20 protein-coding genes and 1 pseudogene are annotated in these 14,829 nt (G+C 35.2%); 19 read left to right on the forward strand and 2 right to left on the reverse strand.

Annotated elements, in window-relative coordinates; translation table 11 throughout:
- The first annotated feature begins 72 nt into the window (after positions 1-72).
- Complete coding sequence (locus ACEN8J_RS05015) at positions 73-453, forward strand: immunity 22 family protein (protein ID WP_137078964.1); 381 nt, start codon at positions 73-75, stop codon at positions 451-453.
- A 208-nt stretch (positions 454-661) separates the two neighbouring features.
- On the opposite strand, the gene ACEN8J_RS05020 is transcribed toward ACEN8J_RS05015, so the two are convergent.
- Entirely contained in the window at positions 662-868 is a 207-nt protein-coding gene (locus ACEN8J_RS05020; protein WP_290409353.1) for a hypothetical protein, read from the reverse strand.
- A 302-nt stretch (positions 869-1,170) separates the two neighbouring features.
- Here ACEN8J_RS05020 and ACEN8J_RS05025 point away from each other — a divergent pair, with 302 nt between their 5' ends.
- The 6 genes from ACEN8J_RS05025 (at position 1,171) to ACEN8J_RS05050 (ending at position 5,156) form a co-directional block, all read left to right on the forward strand.
- Positions 1,171-2,157: a hypothetical protein gene (locus ACEN8J_RS05025; protein WP_495594295.1), complete on the forward strand. Its 987-nt coding sequence runs from the start codon at positions 1,171-1,173 to the stop codon at positions 2,155-2,157.
- 162 nt (positions 2,158-2,319) lie between these two features.
- On the forward strand, positions 2,320-2,919 hold the full coding sequence (locus tag ACEN8J_RS05030) for a hypothetical protein (protein ID WP_495594296.1): 600 nt from the start codon (positions 2,320-2,322) through the stop codon (positions 2,917-2,919).
- A gap of 37 nt (positions 2,920-2,956) precedes the next feature.
- Positions 2,957-3,079 carry a hypothetical protein gene (locus ACEN8J_RS05035; RefSeq protein WP_495594297.1) on the forward strand — a complete coding sequence of 41 codons (123 nt, stop codon included), beginning with the start codon at positions 2,957-2,959 and terminating at the stop codon, positions 3,077-3,079.
- 63 nt (positions 3,080-3,142) lie between these two features.
- Positions 3,143-3,640, forward strand: coding sequence for a hypothetical protein (locus ACEN8J_RS05040; RefSeq protein WP_318627413.1), 498 nt, complete (start codon positions 3,143-3,145; stop codon positions 3,638-3,640).
- Between the two features lie 161 nt (positions 3,641-3,801).
- Positions 3,802-4,230, forward strand: coding sequence for a hypothetical protein (locus ACEN8J_RS05045; RefSeq protein ID WP_495594298.1), 429 nt, complete (start codon positions 3,802-3,804; stop codon positions 4,228-4,230).
- 359 nt (positions 4,231-4,589) lie between these two features.
- Positions 4,590-5,156: an HNH endonuclease gene (locus tag ACEN8J_RS05050; RefSeq protein WP_495594540.1), complete on the forward strand. Its 567-nt coding sequence runs from the start codon at positions 4,590-4,592 to the stop codon at positions 5,154-5,156.
- A 147-nt stretch (positions 5,157-5,303) separates the two neighbouring features.
- Here the strand turns inward: ACEN8J_RS05050 and ACEN8J_RS05055 are convergent, their stop codons facing one another.
- On the reverse strand, positions 5,304-5,591 hold the full coding sequence (locus ACEN8J_RS05055; protein ID WP_318627410.1) for a DUF6809 family protein: 288 nt from the start codon (positions 5,589-5,591) through the stop codon (positions 5,304-5,306).
- Positions 5,592-5,745: 154 nt separating this feature from the next.
- Between ACEN8J_RS05055 and ACEN8J_RS05060 the strand changes: the two genes are divergently transcribed.
- From ACEN8J_RS05060 to ACEN8J_RS05115, 12 genes and pseudogenes are all read left to right on the forward strand, one after another.
- A complete protein-coding gene (locus ACEN8J_RS05060) occupies positions 5,746-5,970 on the forward strand; it encodes a helix-turn-helix domain-containing protein (protein ID WP_069291285.1) in 225 nt (74 codons plus the stop codon).
- Between the two features lie 182 nt (positions 5,971-6,152).
- Positions 6,153-7,103: a toll/interleukin-1 receptor domain-containing protein gene (locus tag ACEN8J_RS05065; RefSeq protein ID WP_318627409.1), complete on the forward strand. Its 951-nt coding sequence runs from the start codon at positions 6,153-6,155 to the stop codon at positions 7,101-7,103.
- A 310-nt stretch (positions 7,104-7,413) separates the two neighbouring features.
- A complete protein-coding gene (locus tag ACEN8J_RS05070) occupies positions 7,414-8,298 on the forward strand; it encodes a hypothetical protein (protein WP_495594299.1) in 885 nt (294 codons plus the stop codon).
- A gap of 192 nt (positions 8,299-8,490) precedes the next feature.
- A pseudogene (locus ACEN8J_RS05075) lies at positions 8,491-8,550 on the forward strand (helix-turn-helix domain-containing protein); the annotation flags it as partial.
- Between the two features lie 206 nt (positions 8,551-8,756).
- A complete protein-coding gene (locus ACEN8J_RS05080; protein ID WP_318627407.1) occupies positions 8,757-9,746 on the forward strand; it encodes a HEPN domain-containing protein in 990 nt (329 codons plus the stop codon).
- Positions 9,747-9,906: 160 nt separating this feature from the next.
- Entirely contained in the window at positions 9,907-10,221 is a 315-nt protein-coding gene (locus tag ACEN8J_RS05085) for a hypothetical protein (protein ID WP_318627406.1), read from the forward strand.
- Positions 10,222-10,261: 40 nt separating this feature from the next.
- The gene (locus ACEN8J_RS05090; RefSeq protein WP_495594300.1) at positions 10,262-10,621 is read left to right on the forward strand and encodes an abortive infection family protein; all 360 of its coding nucleotides are present in this window, start codon (positions 10,262-10,264) and stop codon (positions 10,619-10,621) included.
- 194 nt (positions 10,622-10,815) lie between these two features.
- Positions 10,816-11,709, forward strand: a complete 894-nt coding sequence (locus ACEN8J_RS05095; RefSeq protein WP_495594301.1) for a GIY-YIG nuclease family protein — start codon at positions 10,816-10,818, stop codon at positions 11,707-11,709.
- An 83-nt stretch (positions 11,710-11,792) separates the two neighbouring features.
- Entirely contained in the window at positions 11,793-12,521 is a 729-nt protein-coding gene (locus ACEN8J_RS05100; protein WP_495594302.1) for a hypothetical protein, read from the forward strand.
- A gap of 133 nt (positions 12,522-12,654) precedes the next feature.
- Positions 12,655-13,119 (forward strand): SMI1/KNR4 family protein, encoded by a 465-nt coding sequence (locus tag ACEN8J_RS05105; RefSeq protein WP_318627402.1) that lies wholly within the window; start codon positions 12,655-12,657, stop codon positions 13,117-13,119.
- A 372-nt stretch (positions 13,120-13,491) separates the two neighbouring features.
- Positions 13,492-13,863, forward strand: a complete 372-nt coding sequence (locus ACEN8J_RS05110; protein ID WP_318627401.1) for a hypothetical protein — start codon at positions 13,492-13,494, stop codon at positions 13,861-13,863.
- A gap of 198 nt (positions 13,864-14,061) precedes the next feature.
- On the forward strand, positions 14,062-14,721 hold the full coding sequence (locus ACEN8J_RS05115; protein ID WP_069010392.1) for a hypothetical protein: 660 nt from the start codon (positions 14,062-14,064) through the stop codon (positions 14,719-14,721).
- The last annotated feature ends 108 nt before the right edge of the window (positions 14,722-14,829 follow it).

Below are 14,829 nucleotides of genomic sequence, written 5' to 3' on the forward strand. Positions count from 1 at the left end.
AGAGGGCATGGTAGCTGGTGCGGGATACAGATAGACCATACGTATAAACTGAAATATTAGCGGGGTGAAGATATGAATTGCTTTGAAAAAAATATGGTGTCCGTCTGGTACGGTCACTTTGCCTCTGAAGATGAGTTGTTTGAATATGTTGAGATCAAATACCCGGAAGATGAGAATGAGAATATTTTTAGCGGTTTTTTAAATGATCATAAAATAGATGATTTTGACGAAGATTTTGCTGAAGGAGTCTTTCTGGTTGATGGGTCAGATGATGGTATAAAAGATGTTTCCTATGTTGATTCTTTTTTATCTCCACTATTACATGATTTGAGTAAAATAGATGGTAAATATAATTCGTTGTTCTTTATATATGATTGTAATACAAGCGGTTTATCTGAAAAAAATGGCGAGAAACTACGCTTTTTAGCCGCATATTCTTATACAAGAGATTAACGTTACACTATTCCACTGTTTTCGGAGTCTCATTTTAAGTAATTATGATAATGAAAATTGAACTTAAAGGATCAATAATTTGATCCGAAAGAATCAGGTCCTTGAGGTGAATTTCCATCTTAAGGCCCTTTTTTTGTGTGAAATTAGATTTCCAAATTTTTGAACGGCTGATATACTAAGGAGACAAGCGAGATGAAGATTACCTACTTTATCGGAATGAAGCAGGAAGGTTCGGCAAACGCTGCTTTCCGAAGCGGCGTTTGCGGCGGTCGAGCAGTACATAGGGGATAGCTGCCGGAAAACTGGCTGTTTCCAGGGCAGAGGGAAGGCCGTCACCTGACAGAACGATCAGCGCAGAAAGTGTTTGAAAAAAGCGCTGGTTGAAGCGGATATTCGCAGACAGATGAGCATTCATTCGCTGACGCATTCCTTTGCGACCCACTTGCTGGAGAAATAGGATTGATCTTCGCTATATTCAGGAACTGCTGGAGCGTCAGAGTGTACAAACTACGGAGCGGTACACATATGAGTAGACGGGGCATTGGGCGGATTCAAAGTTTGTTGGATCGGCTGGGCAGGGTGAAGGATTGAAACGCAGAAAGTGCGGGAATCAGGAACAAAGTGCAGGATTCACGAAGTTCGTGAATAACGAAGAGAACATTTTTTCTGAAGTTCGTAAATAAGACGTTAGGCAAAATCTAAACTGAGGTGAACAACTTGAATAACTTATTTTATTATCCAAGCTTCGAAGTAGAAAGAGAAGACTGGCTGAAATTTGCACTACTATATATCGGAAAATTAAAGCCAATTGTTCCGATAAATGAAAGACCAAGATTAAGTTCACAAACGAGATTATTACTAGATGAAACAGATCTATTAGATTTTCATCACCCGTCTTCTGAGGAAGCTTATAGAGCTTCATTAGATGCTTTTACTGTAATTGAAAGTTTATTAAAATCACCAGAAAGATATTTTAGAACTTTCCACACGCGAAGAATATCTGATTTATTTAGGGACACAAACACTCATACGTCTACCTTATTTCAAAAAAAGTATACATATGAATTCGAAAAATTTTGTTTAGATGAGGGATTGGCAACAGATACCAATAGGGGTATTTTAATGAGTGATGAATTGATAAATATATATATGACCCTATTAGCTAATATTATTAGTGAGAATAATCACACATCTGCTGTGACTGATAGTAATGAAATGGAAAAATATAATGTTTTGTTGAGAAGGAGTCCTTCGCCTTCTGCAAATAGAATAAACATCGCAAAATCAACGATTAATTTGGCTTTACCAACTAATTTAGAAAATATTTCATTGGAGACAATTATTCAGCTTAGAAATAGCAATGATTTCAGAGCCATGATTGATTCATTCCATAGAGAACTCGATGCTTATATTACGTCACTAGAAAATAATAATTATGATGAGCATTTTGTTGAACATTTGAACAGAAATCTATTTGATATTAGAAGTGAGTTGGCTCAATTAGGGCCTAACTTATTTAGTTTTAGTCTTGGATTCTGGTTCGTTTTTAACGGAAGTGTAGATTTTAAAGATGTATTCGGTACTGCACTTATTGGAGGGGCTGTGACTGCATCTGTAAGTAAAATCTCACGTCAATTGAGAAATAATAGAGATGTAAGATTTACAAGGAAATACTTAGCAACTTTAGGGAAGGTACCATTTTAGACCTCGCCTAACATAATATTCACGCATCGGGCATACGCCCTCGGTCCGGCATAGAAGGATTTCGGGGAAGCAGAAGCAGCCGGGCACCTCAGCATACGCTGAGGTCGTGAATACGGGGACGTTATCTGCAATTGCCTAAAACATGAAATTTGGAGGATACCTTTGAACAGATTTGATAACTATTACAGGGCAAGTAGTTTCATCATTGAAAAAACGAGACGAGTATTTTATTTAGGTAAAGTTCCTATTAGAATACCTTTTAGATTTCTTAGTCTCAATCAAATGCATTTAATGAAGGAGCAATTAATAAGTAATTATACTGATTCGAAGCTTAGAACCTTAAAAGCAGTTATTAATAGTCAAATGGAATCTAAGAAAAACTTTGGCCCAAACAATATAATTATTACTGTTTTTATAACAGGGGTTTTTACTTTTTTAATTAGTTTTTTTATTTCGTATATTAATTTTGTTGGCCAAATATATACGATGTCACTTAGAGGTGACTTAAAGGAATCTGATATAGTAAATGAAGTTAATTCGGAGTTTATTAATAGCTCGTCCAACTCAAAATTAGAGGATTTATTAACAAAACTATTTATTAATAACATGACAGGATATTACAATTTCTTTTTTGTTGCTTTTGGAATTATTATTTTATATATAATTTTATACAAACTAAGTTTTATGAGATTGGTGAAGTTAGATAATATCGTTAATCAAGCACTGGAAGAGAAAAAGATGCTAAATAATGATCGAAAGTAATATCTTAGTGTGCATCTCAAAGAAGAGGAAACAGCAGATGACATTATATTCACGCATCGGAACCGGGCGGTTCCTCGGTACGCAAGAAGCGATTGACAGGGAAGCAGATTCCGCGGATACATCTCCACTGGCTAACTGCGCTTGGGCAGTTAGCCAGTGAGGCGTCGTGAACACGGGAACGTTATGTGAAATCAGCTTAAATAAGAGAGAAAGAGTGAGATAGATGATTCAAAGCAGGTATTTATTTGTATCTCGTGCAGGCAAAGTTATAAAGATCGCCCGACCTAAAGATCATAAGCATAAATCTGTTCCTCAATTAGCAGGTGAGGAAGTACTTGAAGTGATCTTATATTACAGGAATAAAGACAGGAAGCCGCATAAACTACTTATGGTGGAATTTGATAGAATACGTTTAGATTCGGACGGAAATTATAAACAGACAGAAGAAGATAGAAAAAGAGCTATTCATAATTTTCTTTCTTTTGGGATGGCTGATTTGCATGAAGAAATAGAAGTAGAAGATAAGCCACTACCTATACCTGTTGCGCCGATAATTCCGACGACTGCTGAGAAAAAATCATTATACGATTACATAAATGAGAAACTACCCAGTTTTTCAGATGATGCTCCTTATGTAGTGGAAAGTAAAATTAAAGCTGCTAAAGAGAAATATGAAGAGTTTAAAAGCATGGCAAAGAAATCAAACAAGCTGTCTAAGTAGTTCGAAGAAGAAGCAGACATCACATAACATAATATTCACGCTGCGGACATTCGTCCTTGGCCCGGCATGCGCCGGACACCTAGCATATGCTGGGTTCGTGAATACAGGAACGTTATCGGAAATTTATGTGAAGTAATTTAATATTATTTGGAGGGCTCAAAATGAAAGAAACAGTTACACCTGAATATAAATTAGGTTTGTTTTACGTGTCGGGGCCTATAGAAGAAAGCGATCTTTTATTGATAAGCTCTGATTTGAATGAGAATGGAATTCAATTTATAGCGTTAGATGAAAGTGGGCAAATTAATGCTTCGATTGATGAATTTTCTAATGTTTTTTCATTTTTAGTTAGTTCTCCATTAGCTATGGGGTTGGTTTCAGGTATTCTTGCTAGTGCAACGTGGGATAGCATAAAAACTGTAATATTACGGACTTTTAAAAAAGTGAAAAACAAAAAATGTAACAAGATAACGAAAAATGGCGTGGAGGAGAAGCAAATAACATTTGGGATTGAAGTGAAAATTAATGATGATCATTACAATTTAAATTTAATGGAATATCATCGGATGAAGCAATGCGCGAAGCTCTAGATAATATTATGTCTTTGCTACAGAGCAAACAATCGCTATCCAGTGAAATAAACCATTTGTCAGGATCTGGTTTACCTAATTATATTGCAACTTATGACGAGGTATCGAAAATATGGATCGTCAGAGATACCAATAAAATCATATTAGACAAAATAGAGAACTCCAAGTAATTAAGCTAATTCGAAGAAGACAGGAACATCCGATAACATAGTATTCAAGCAGCGGCTCCTTTGGAGCCTTGGTCCGCGAGAAGGATTTCAGGGAAGCATTTCAGCAGACAACCCCTTCGGGGTTCATGAATACAGGAACGTTATGCGAAATTATTGTAATTAATAAAATGAAAGGAATGATAGTTGAAGATGGGAATGCCTTCGAAATCAAAGATATTCGAACATTGGATGAATTGGTTAGATAAGAAGGGAATTGATTGGGGAGAGCCGTGTTGTTGGGCATGTGGCAGGTTTTGGGGGGATAAATATAATATAAAGAAACCTCATGCAACTAGGGAAGAAATAATAAAGAATTGGGATAATGTCCCGTTACAGAGATGCCATATTATTGCTAAGCAATTTGACGGTACTGATGAACCCTCAAATTTGTTTTTAATGTGCAGAGATTGTCATGATAAAGCTCCGAATACTAGATCGGTAGAAGCATTTTTAATATGGACAGAAAAGCAAAATTGGTATGAGAATTTTAGAGACGAGTTAATGAAGGAAATAAATAATTTTGGACTTGAAGACAGGGTTGAAGAGTTGAACGAAATAATTGCAAATAAAGAAATAAAGGATAAAATCATTGAAAACCTAGGGGTACATATGAATCAAAATGGAAAAGGTGCTCAAATAACCATCTCAACATATATTTCAGCGTTATATGGATATCTAAAAGAACAAGACAAATTGAAAGTCTCAAGAAGACAATAACCTCGCATAACATAGTATTCACGCTGCGGACATTCGTCCTTGGTCCGGCATTCGCCGGACACCCAGCATAGCTGGGTCGTGAATACAGGAACGTTATACGACAGAATCAGAAATAATAGAAATAGAAAAAGAGGATCATGCGATCCTCTAAATGCTAAAATTTTCCAATTCACTAAAGAGTTGTAGAGCGTCTTTGAAACCTTGTATGTAGATGCTTCTTTCTAAGATGGATTGGAGAGAAATTTGAGCATCTTCGTACAGAAAAACCGTATGTTGAAGTTGATCGGGTAACGCTTCGCGAAGCGTTCTAAAGTATCGATCTGTCTCCGAAGAAAGCTGATTGTACTCCGTATGGTACTCTAGAAGCTCAGCAAAGAGTAATTCTAAACGTATTCTTATAAGTGGCTCTGTCAAAGATTCTAATGCATTAATCATATGTTGTTCCTCCTTGTAATTAACTTTATAGAGTTATTATATAACCTCACAAAGTTAATTAAAAGGTGAATTTTTGACTTTATAGAGTTAAATCTTTGCTTTTCGTTGATGATTACTGATATGGGAGATAAGATAGAATTATGGAGGGGAAAAGATGACCGTAATCAAGTGCAATATAAGGGAACTCATGGCAGAACATCGAATAGATGATATAACAGAATTGATGGCGAAATCGGGATTGAGTCGGAATTCAATTAATAAACTCTATAGGGAAACAAATATAGAAACAACAAAGCTGGAGACTTTATTCAAGCTTTGCGATACATTTAACTGTAAATTATCTGATTTGATTGAATATCTACCCGGAGATAATCAATAGTGAGGGCAGATTCAAGAAGTGAATCCGTCGTATAACATCATATTCAAGTTGCGGCTCCTAACGGAGCCTTGGTCTACGGGATGGATTTCGAGAGAGATTTCAGTAGACAACTCTTGACGGGACTCATGAATACAGAAACGTTATGCGAAAGAACTATTGAAAATAAAGGAGACATTAAGTAAATGACGAATATATTCCTTTCTTATTCTAATAAGGATAAGGATTTAGCTAACATATTTATAAATAAATTAAGAGATTTTGATATTAAAGTATTCGTAGATGTCCTAGACCTTAAAGTTGGTGACGATTGGAGTGAAGTTTTAAATAATGGACTTAGAAATTCTGATGCAGTAGTAATTCTAATTACTAAAAATTCAATCAGTAGTGATAATGTTTCATCAGAGTTATACGTATCACTAGGTTACATGAAAGAACGAGGAAAACCACGGGTTCTTCCGATTATCTTTGATGATGTTGCTATTCCTGATCCTTTAAAGCATACTCTAGTATTGAGGGCTGATCGAGATAATCTGGATTTAACGATGTACCAGATAAAAGAATCTATTGCAAGGATTACTGGCGAATTAATAGCAAAGGCTGATGAAAAGAAAGAGTCAATTGAGAAAGTAGAAAAGTCTGCTGAACAGTATATTCAGGAGTCACTTAAGGGGTTAAGGAAGCGGGAGAGGGCATATAAGAATATTTCCTATTTTTGTTATACAATCTCTTGTGCTAGTTTGGTTGGGTGCATTATTCTGGTTCTTATAAGAGGGAGTATTTTATTACAATTTGATGTAAATACAAAGGTGATTAAATACATAGAATTTTCGTTGCTTAATATTTTTATTATTAGTTTGATTATCGCATTGGCTAGATTAGCATTTATCTTAGGTAAATCATTTATGGTAGAAGCATTAAGGAATGCTGACCGAATTCATGCAATATCTTTTGGGGAATTTTATCTAAAAGCATATGGTGATAAAGCTGATTGGAAAGAAATTAAGGAAGCGTTTCAGCATTGGAATATTGATAATGGGTCCTCATTTATTTCTCAGTCAACAAAAGACTTTGATCCAGAATTGATACAACATCTAATTGAATTTACAAAGGCAATAAAAAATGATGGTAGGTGATTCTAAGAAGTAAGTTTCTTCACATAACATCGTATCTACACTGTGGGACGGCAAGCCGCCTCTTGGTCTGCCCGAGGAAATTCGAGGAAGCTTATCAACAGACAACCTCTTCGAGGTTCGTGAATACAACAACGTTATCAGAAATCAAACACTAAATACAGCCTAAGGAGAAAAAAATGTTTGCAATTCTTAAATAAAAGCCAGATAAAATGACATTAAGGGCTTTAAAAGTAACGAGCGCTTCTATAGTATTTTTAGCTATACTATTTTTTATTGTCGCTATGCGTCAGATGGAAAGTTTGAACAAGATGTGTATTTTTTTAGAGAGGCGGAGGAAGCTAAAACCGAAATTCGTTCTAGCTTGAAAGTTTTGTTACCTGATGATGCTACACCTTCACGTATACAAGAGTATTTTAAATTGTTACTTCAAGATGAAACGCTCCTAAAAGAGAAAATGAACGAAAATAATAAATACATAGAATATTTGAAAAACAACAATGTAACAGTTGATGATGCTGTATTATACATGAAAAAAATAATTAACTTGGATGAAATATTTTTGTATGCGGCATCGTACGTAGGAATGCTGTTATTTATTCTTATTTTGTATTTTTTATATAAATGGAGAATAAGTATATTTATTCTTTCAGGTATACTCTATTTCATTTTGGTGGTAGATTCGTTTACGGCTGGCATCTTTTTAGATGCATTCTTCCCTGTGTTGCAAAATATATATAGTTATTCAGGTAAAGTTACAGGGAGTTTTTATTTACTATCTTATGATGATTATTTGAGATTATCAAAAAACTTTTTGCCAGCTACACGTGAAGCAGCACTGACTTTTATAATATTAGATACTGTTGTACAGTCGCTTAAAGACTCTAAAAAAAGAAGACGAAGTTCAAAGTTTTTAGTAGCATATTTAGAGCTTGAATTTACTTTACAATTTCTTAGTGGGATTAAGGGGGATTTAATAGTAACCAATCTTAAAACAGTTGATTTAGAAGAAATATATAATCTATGCAAAGAAAATAAATCAGATGAATTCGCAATGAAAGCAAAAGAAAAACTTGATGAATGGAGAAAAGTGACCAGAAATCAGAAAATGACAGTTTCTGAGCTATATGAAAGACTTTTAAACATCCACAATTATTTAAAAAAATCAAAGTACATCAGAGAAAATATTATCAGATAAATAAACAGGGACTTCCGATAACAGGAACATTCCCGCGGCGTTGCTGTACTCCTTGATCTGCCAGGAGGCAGATAATCTCTGGCGAGGTTCGGGAATAGCCTATACAACAGAATCAAAATGAAAAAGAGCCAGAAGGCTCTCAGTCTAAAGATATATGTAATTCGTTATGCAGGTGAAGAGCGTCCTTAAAACCTTGCATCGGCTTTAGGTTGTCAGCCAGGAGATTTATTGGAACATATAACAGAACAATGAAAGATTAGAATCAAGGATGGATGTTGGTTAATCGAAGAAGTGATTCCATCGTATAACATAATATTCAAGCAGCGGCTCCTTTGGAGCCTTGGTCTGCGAGAAAGGATTTCAGGGAAGCATTTCAGCAGACAACCCCTTTGGGATTCATGAATACAGAAACGTTAGGTGAAATTAATTGTTTTTAATCAAAGGAGTATGATTTAAAGATGAGTTTTACTTCAGAAAATATTCTTCCTGCAGGTACAGCCTATAATAAATTAATAAATTTAATAGCCTTGTTAGGCTACACAAAGCAAAGAAACGAATTCAAAAATCAAGGTATGCTAGCAAGTTATTTTTGGTATGAATATAAGAATTATAGATCGTATGTTGGAGTAGAACTCGACATTTATAAGAAAGAAGGTAATATTTTAGTTTATACAAGAACTAGATCAGGGAGAAGTTATTGGGATTTAGAACATCAAAATAAAACTATTAAATATATAAGAGATTATTTTAAAGGAAGCTTTTCAACGGATGAGGGCAAAAACCGTTATTTTATAATAGATGAAAAAGTCCCTACTGAGTTAGAAGCAGGACTCTTTATCGCTAGGTGGGTTTACAAGAATGCACTTATTAAACCCAAAATATATTTAGATTCAAGGAATTTGAAAGGTGATATTTCAAGGGTAGAGCATACAGGCATTTCATTTATAGATGATCTAAATCCAAGATTCTTTTCTAATAACTTGTTAATACCTTACTTGGTAGCAACTTGGGAAGAATATTTGAAGAAATCATTTATTGTGATATTGAAATATACAGATAATAGGGACAAGCTGTTTAAAGAAGCGCGGTTTTCAGTAAATAATCTAAGAGATATCTCTGCTGGGAATACCTCAATTGAAGAGGCTTTAGTTGAAAAATTTTCATTTCAAAGACCACGAATAGTTGCAGAAAATTTTAAAAAGCTTGATGAAAAATTAGATATATTTACTGTATTAAACAAGCCGATTTTAAACAGAAAAGTTTCTCTTTTTGACTCTATTGAAGAAATTGTTGAGTTAAGAAATACATTTGTTCATGAAGGAGGTATGGATTTAAGTATCAATGACAAAAAACTTAAAGTCATCATCAAAGATTTTGAAGTTGCAGTAGATAGGATTTACGATAGATTTGGAGCTTATTATAATTTTGAACCTAGTAGAGATTTTTGATTCGAAGAACATATATTTACATCACCTAACATAATATTCACGCTGCGGACATTCGTCCTTGGCCCGGCGTTCGCCGGACACTCAGCATGTGCTGAGTCGTGAATACAGGAACGTTAGTTGAAATTCGACCGATAAATAGAAATTTTGGAGTTGATCAATTATGGAAAGATTGAGTGGAAAAGAAGTGAATAGTGTTGTCGCATATATTGGAGTTAGCGGTGGCTACTTAGGAAATTTTTCGTATGCCTCTCACGCTGAATTCTATCCTGCATATTGTGGTTTAGATATTGACCCTAACGAATTTAACGGAACAACAAGGGAGAGATTCATAGCAATATTATCTCAGGCAGATCCATTAGTTCAGTCAAAAATTATACAAGGAGTAATCGAAAAATACCCTTTAGAACATTTTGAAGATCGGTTTACTGATGGTCACTTAACTGAAGGAGAACTCAAAACAAGTTTTAACGTATAACTACGAATTTGTACAAGAAACATTAGATCACTGCCAGACATTGATTTCTCAACATGATTGTAGAAGTGCTGTCGATCGGGCCCATACTGCATTACATGGTTATCTAAAAGAAACTTGTAATAATGCAGGGCTTACAATCACTGAAAGCAATCCTAAAATACAAGACTACTGGAGTAAATTGAAACAAGAGCATCCGAGTATTCTAATTGATAATTCAGAAAGCCATCTTCCCATTAATCAGATTATCAATGCAATTGGAAAGCTCTTAGAAAATTTAAATGGGATAAGAAACAATAGATCATACTCTCATCCTAATGAACAAATAATAGGAGAGTCTGAAGCTAAACTTGTAATAAATTTATTCAGAAGTATTTTGCAATACATTGATTCTAAAGTATGACATTATTTTGAGAGTGGTATCAAAGAAGTGCGAACATCAACTAACAATATATTCACGCTGCGGACATACGGCCTTGGTCCGGCATTCGCCGGACATCCAGCATACGCTGGGTCGTGAATACAGGAACGTTAGATGAAACTCTCTATATATTTAAGAAGATGTAAAACACGCTTGGAGGCTAAGGAGGTTAACAGGTGAGAGGAAAATCAATCAAGCTTTATATTATGGGAGAGAAATATAAGAATTTAAAAACCGCTGAGCTTAGTAATTGGACAGGTAAAGCATATATTGGCCAAAGAAAACATGTTCAAATGCTTCAAAGTATTGAAGAGTTGTCTTCTCCCGGTATTTACATATTGATTTCTGAAGTAGAAGATTCCTATCAAAAGAAGATATATGTCGGAGAAGCAGATGAAGTGAATAAACGAATAGCAGAGCAGTTCAAGAAGAAGGATTGGTGGAGCGATTTTGTAATATTTATTAGTAAAGATACTAACTTAACAAAGTCGCACGTCAGGTATCTTGAAAGAGAACTTTATGAAATTGCACTCAAAAATAAGACTACTATAGAGACCACTAATGGAAATACACCACCAGGTTCAAAGCTGCCTATCTCTGAATGTGATGACATGAGTGATTTTAATGAGAATATTATCTTTGTACTTAACAATCTAGGCATTATAGATTTTACGAAGACTCAGACAAACAATCAAAATATTGATAGCAGTAACAGAAGAGAAAGCGACACTTTTTATATGAATGTTCCTGGAGCTAAAGGTGAGAATGCTAAAGAAGCGAAGCTTATGATTATAGAAGGAACATACAGATTGTTAACAGGTTCCTACATTCGAAAAGATCACGTAAATAGCTTTGCTAGTCATAATTATGCAAAACTAAGAAGGCAACTCGAAGAGGAAGGTTTTTTCGAGCCTTCAGAAAGTGAAAGTTATTTTAAATTATGTAGGGACGTTGACTTTAAATCTCCATCTGCAGCAGCGGCTATTGTAAGAAATAGTTCAATGAATGGAAGAAAAGAATGGAAACTAAAAAGCGGATTAAGCTTGGATGAATTTGAAAATAGACAATAAGATTTTAACTTTGTGTATTTTCGGAGAAGCGAGGGTATCATCTAACATAATATTCAAGCGCGGCTCCGTTGGAGTCTAGGTCTGTGAGAAGGATTTTCGGAGAGGAATTTCAGCAGACAACCCCTTCGGGGTTCATGAATACAGGAACGTTATATGTAATCATCTTTAAACTAGGAGGAAGTATGCCAACATATTTCTCAATACAGTATTCCTTTCCCTATGACTATTTCTATGCTAACTTTACTCAAGAAATCTATGAAACGATATTTGAATGTTTTTCTTTTAAATCAGGTTATTGGAATTCTGAAGATAATAACCTTGAAGAAATTATCTCATGGAATTCTAAACTATTGTCAGATAAGTTTAAATTGGAATTTGATCAGCATGTCAGACATAATTACAAACAAGTATTGTTACAGTCGAATCAATTTAGTCATTTAAGATTATTTTGGACGTATCAATCCAATGAAATCATTTTACATCTGATATTACCGGAAGACGAAATAGAGTTGGATGACGACAGTTGGAAATTCAATGGAGAACAAATCGCTCCTCTACTAAATCTCTCAGTGAAAATTTGGGAAAAATATAGATTAAATATGGTGCAAACTTATAGAGAATTAGGAGCACCTGTTAGTTTAAGAAAAGTTTTAAAGGGCAAATTAGCTTCGACGGATCCATTTTCAATTATGGGATTTGAACTTTTTGAGAAACAGGAGAATCTTGAAAGTGACTACAAAACAATAGTAATAAAGAACGGTCTTATTATAATTGAGCAAGAATATGTGAGCTTATTCAATGAGGTCAGATGACTACATATAACATAATATTCACGCATCGGGCATACGCCCTTGGTCCGGCATTCGCCGGACACCCAGCGTACGCTGAGTCGTGAATACGGGAACGTTATGTGAAACTCCAAAATGAATATTTAGAGGTGTAAGCATGAAACAAGAAGATATAAAAATACTTTTAATGAGGAAGAAACTAATTAACACACCTCTCGTTGGTTGTACTGAAGAAGAGATAATTAAATTAGAGGATAAGGTTGGTTTTAAGCTACCGGGAATGTATAAAGAATTTTTGTTTGCGGTTGGACACGAATCAGGCAGATTATTTCAAGGAACAGTTGTTAATTATATTAATCTTATTGAAGTTCAAGGATGGGCAAAAGAATTATTAGAAGAGAATAATAACCCTATTACTTTACCAAATACTTCATTTGTCTTTTCAATGCACCAAGGGTATGAAATTAGATTTTTTGATGTCAATATGGGCGAGAATCCACCTGTATTTCTTTGGTACGAAGGAATGGAAAACCCGGCATCAGCTATTAAGTTATTTGATACATTCGAGGAATTCTTGTTACAAGAGATTGAAGATCATTCCAGTGTAAGTTGGAGAGATTAATAGAGTAGGATAATTCGAAGAGGTCTGGAGCATCACATAACAATATATTCACGCTGCGGACATTCGTCCTTGGTCCGGCATTCGCCGGACACTCGACATACGTCGAGTCGTGAATACAGGAACGTTATGCGTAACTTCCGAGTAACCGTGCATAAACTTATTGAACACTGAAAAAGCAATGCCTGGGTGAAAAATAGAAGATAATATGCACTCAAGAATATGAAGGTCATGCTGGGATGAAGACTTGAAGAGGCGACAGCCAACGGCACTTCTTTTTGAAGGTGATTTAGTAATGTCAGGAGCAGCGAATGACACTTATCTACAATGCTGGAATAATATTCTCATATTGAAAAGATCATGGAGGGGAAATCTATGAAAAAGAAAGAACATAAAGATAGATTAATTGAATTACTTAATGAAGGAATTGAAGAACTAACAACAGACCAAGTAATCCAAAAAACGAAATTATTAATTTTTGAATATGAGAAAAAACAAGCGTATAGCGCAGAAAATAAGGGGAGACCTTGGACAGATGAAGAGTTAAGGGTAGTATTATCATTTGCACCAACTAAAGAAAACATACTGAAGTTGGCCAAAGGCTTTAAACGTAGCTGCGGGAGCATTGAACAATTTTTTAGATGGGCTGTAACCACAGATGAAGAGATTATAAATAAGGGAAGAGAAGATGATAGTTTTATAAAACAGATTAAAAGATTGTATAAAGAGATGGGTTGGAAGGCGTAAATTAGAATGCCAATCAATGGAGTGATAACTACACATAACATAATATTCAAGCTGCGGCCCCGTTGGAGCCTAGGTCTGTGAGAAGGATTTCGGAGAGGCATTTCAGCAGACAACCCCTTCGGGGTTCATGAATACAAAAACGTTAACTGAAATTCCGACAAGTTCATGATTGAAGGAAATATCAAAGGAGGAATTAATTTGCCTTGGCCTATGGTACACTTTGCAATTTCAGAAAACCTTTCTATTAATGCCCCCTCACCCAATTTTTTATTAGGCAGTATTGCTCCGGATGCGATTCATATGAGAGGGAAGGTATCCAGGGAAGAAAAAGGTGTGACTCATCTCGTACATAACGATAAATTACCAGCCAAGGAATTGATCATGGAGAAGTGCAAGGAATATTTACTGAAGCAAGCGGGGCCAGAATGGAAGGACTTTGTTATAGGTTACTTTTCACATATTTATACAGATTTAAGGTGGACAGATACCGTCTATTTCGATTTTGAGAAAAACTACAGAGGCGAAAAGAATGATATTAGAAAGACATATAACCTTGAAGTTAGCCAAGTAGAATTTGATCTCTTAAGATCAATGGGAAGTACTGAAAAACTGTTTACAAAACTCTTAAAAGCTAAGGGATATACAATAAATCCTTACATTACGCAGCTTGAAGTCAATCAGTATAGGGATAATAAGGTGAGATGGCTGCAAGATCTAAAGAATGAACCTCATATAGCACCTATCTATTTTAAAGCAGAAATTATTAAGATCTTTGTTAGTGAAACATCAAGGGAATTGAAAGAACTATTTAAAGACCAGAGTATTGATTATTTCGAAGGAGGCCGGAACATTAGTTAACATCGTATATACGCTGCGTCCTGACGGCCTTGGTCTGCAAGAGGGATTTTGAGGAAGCCTATTCACCAGACAACCCTGCACCACCTAACCGCATCGCGGCCGGACCTA

Source organism: Paenibacillus sp. Paensp38 (genome assembly GCF_059491915.1).

Bases quoted from the DNA above. Each gene is read 5' to 3' on its own strand.
- ACEN8J_RS05035 (WP_495594297.1), top strand. From the start codon at position 2,957: ATGACATTATATTCACGCATCGGAACCGGGCGGTTCCTCGGTACGCAA.
- ACEN8J_RS05110 (WP_318627401.1), top strand. From the start codon at position 13,492: ATGAAAAAGAAAGAACATAAAGATAGATTAATTGAATTACTTAATGAA.
- ACEN8J_RS05065 (WP_318627409.1), top strand. From the start codon at position 6,153: ATGACGAATATATTCCTTTCTTATTCTAATAAGGATAAGGATTTAGCT.
- ACEN8J_RS05085 (WP_318627406.1), top strand. From the start codon at position 9,907: ATGGAAAGATTGAGTGGAAAAGAAGTGAATAGTGTTGTCGCATATATT.
- ACEN8J_RS05060 (WP_069291285.1), top strand. From the start codon at position 5,746: ATGACCGTAATCAAGTGCAATATAAGGGAACTCATGGCAGAACATCGA.
- ACEN8J_RS05020 (WP_290409353.1), bottom strand. From the start codon at position 868: ATGAATGCTCATCTGTCTGCGAATATCCGCTTCAACCAGCGCTTTTTT.
- ACEN8J_RS05045 (WP_495594298.1), top strand. From the start codon at position 3,802: ATGAAAGAAACAGTTACACCTGAATATAAATTAGGTTTGTTTTACGTG.
- ACEN8J_RS05105 (WP_318627402.1), top strand. From the start codon at position 12,655: ATGAAACAAGAAGATATAAAAATACTTTTAATGAGGAAGAAACTAATT.
- ACEN8J_RS05080 (WP_318627407.1), top strand. From the start codon at position 8,757: ATGAGTTTTACTTCAGAAAATATTCTTCCTGCAGGTACAGCCTATAAT.
- ACEN8J_RS05050 (WP_495594540.1), top strand. From the start codon at position 4,590: ATGGGAATGCCTTCGAAATCAAAGATATTCGAACATTGGATGAATTGG.
- ACEN8J_RS05040 (WP_318627413.1), top strand. From the start codon at position 3,143: ATGATTCAAAGCAGGTATTTATTTGTATCTCGTGCAGGCAAAGTTATA.
- ACEN8J_RS05055 (WP_318627410.1), bottom strand. From the start codon at position 5,591: ATGATTAATGCATTAGAATCTTTGACAGAGCCACTTATAAGAATACGT.
- ACEN8J_RS05015 (WP_137078964.1), top strand. From the start codon at position 73: ATGAATTGCTTTGAAAAAAATATGGTGTCCGTCTGGTACGGTCACTTT.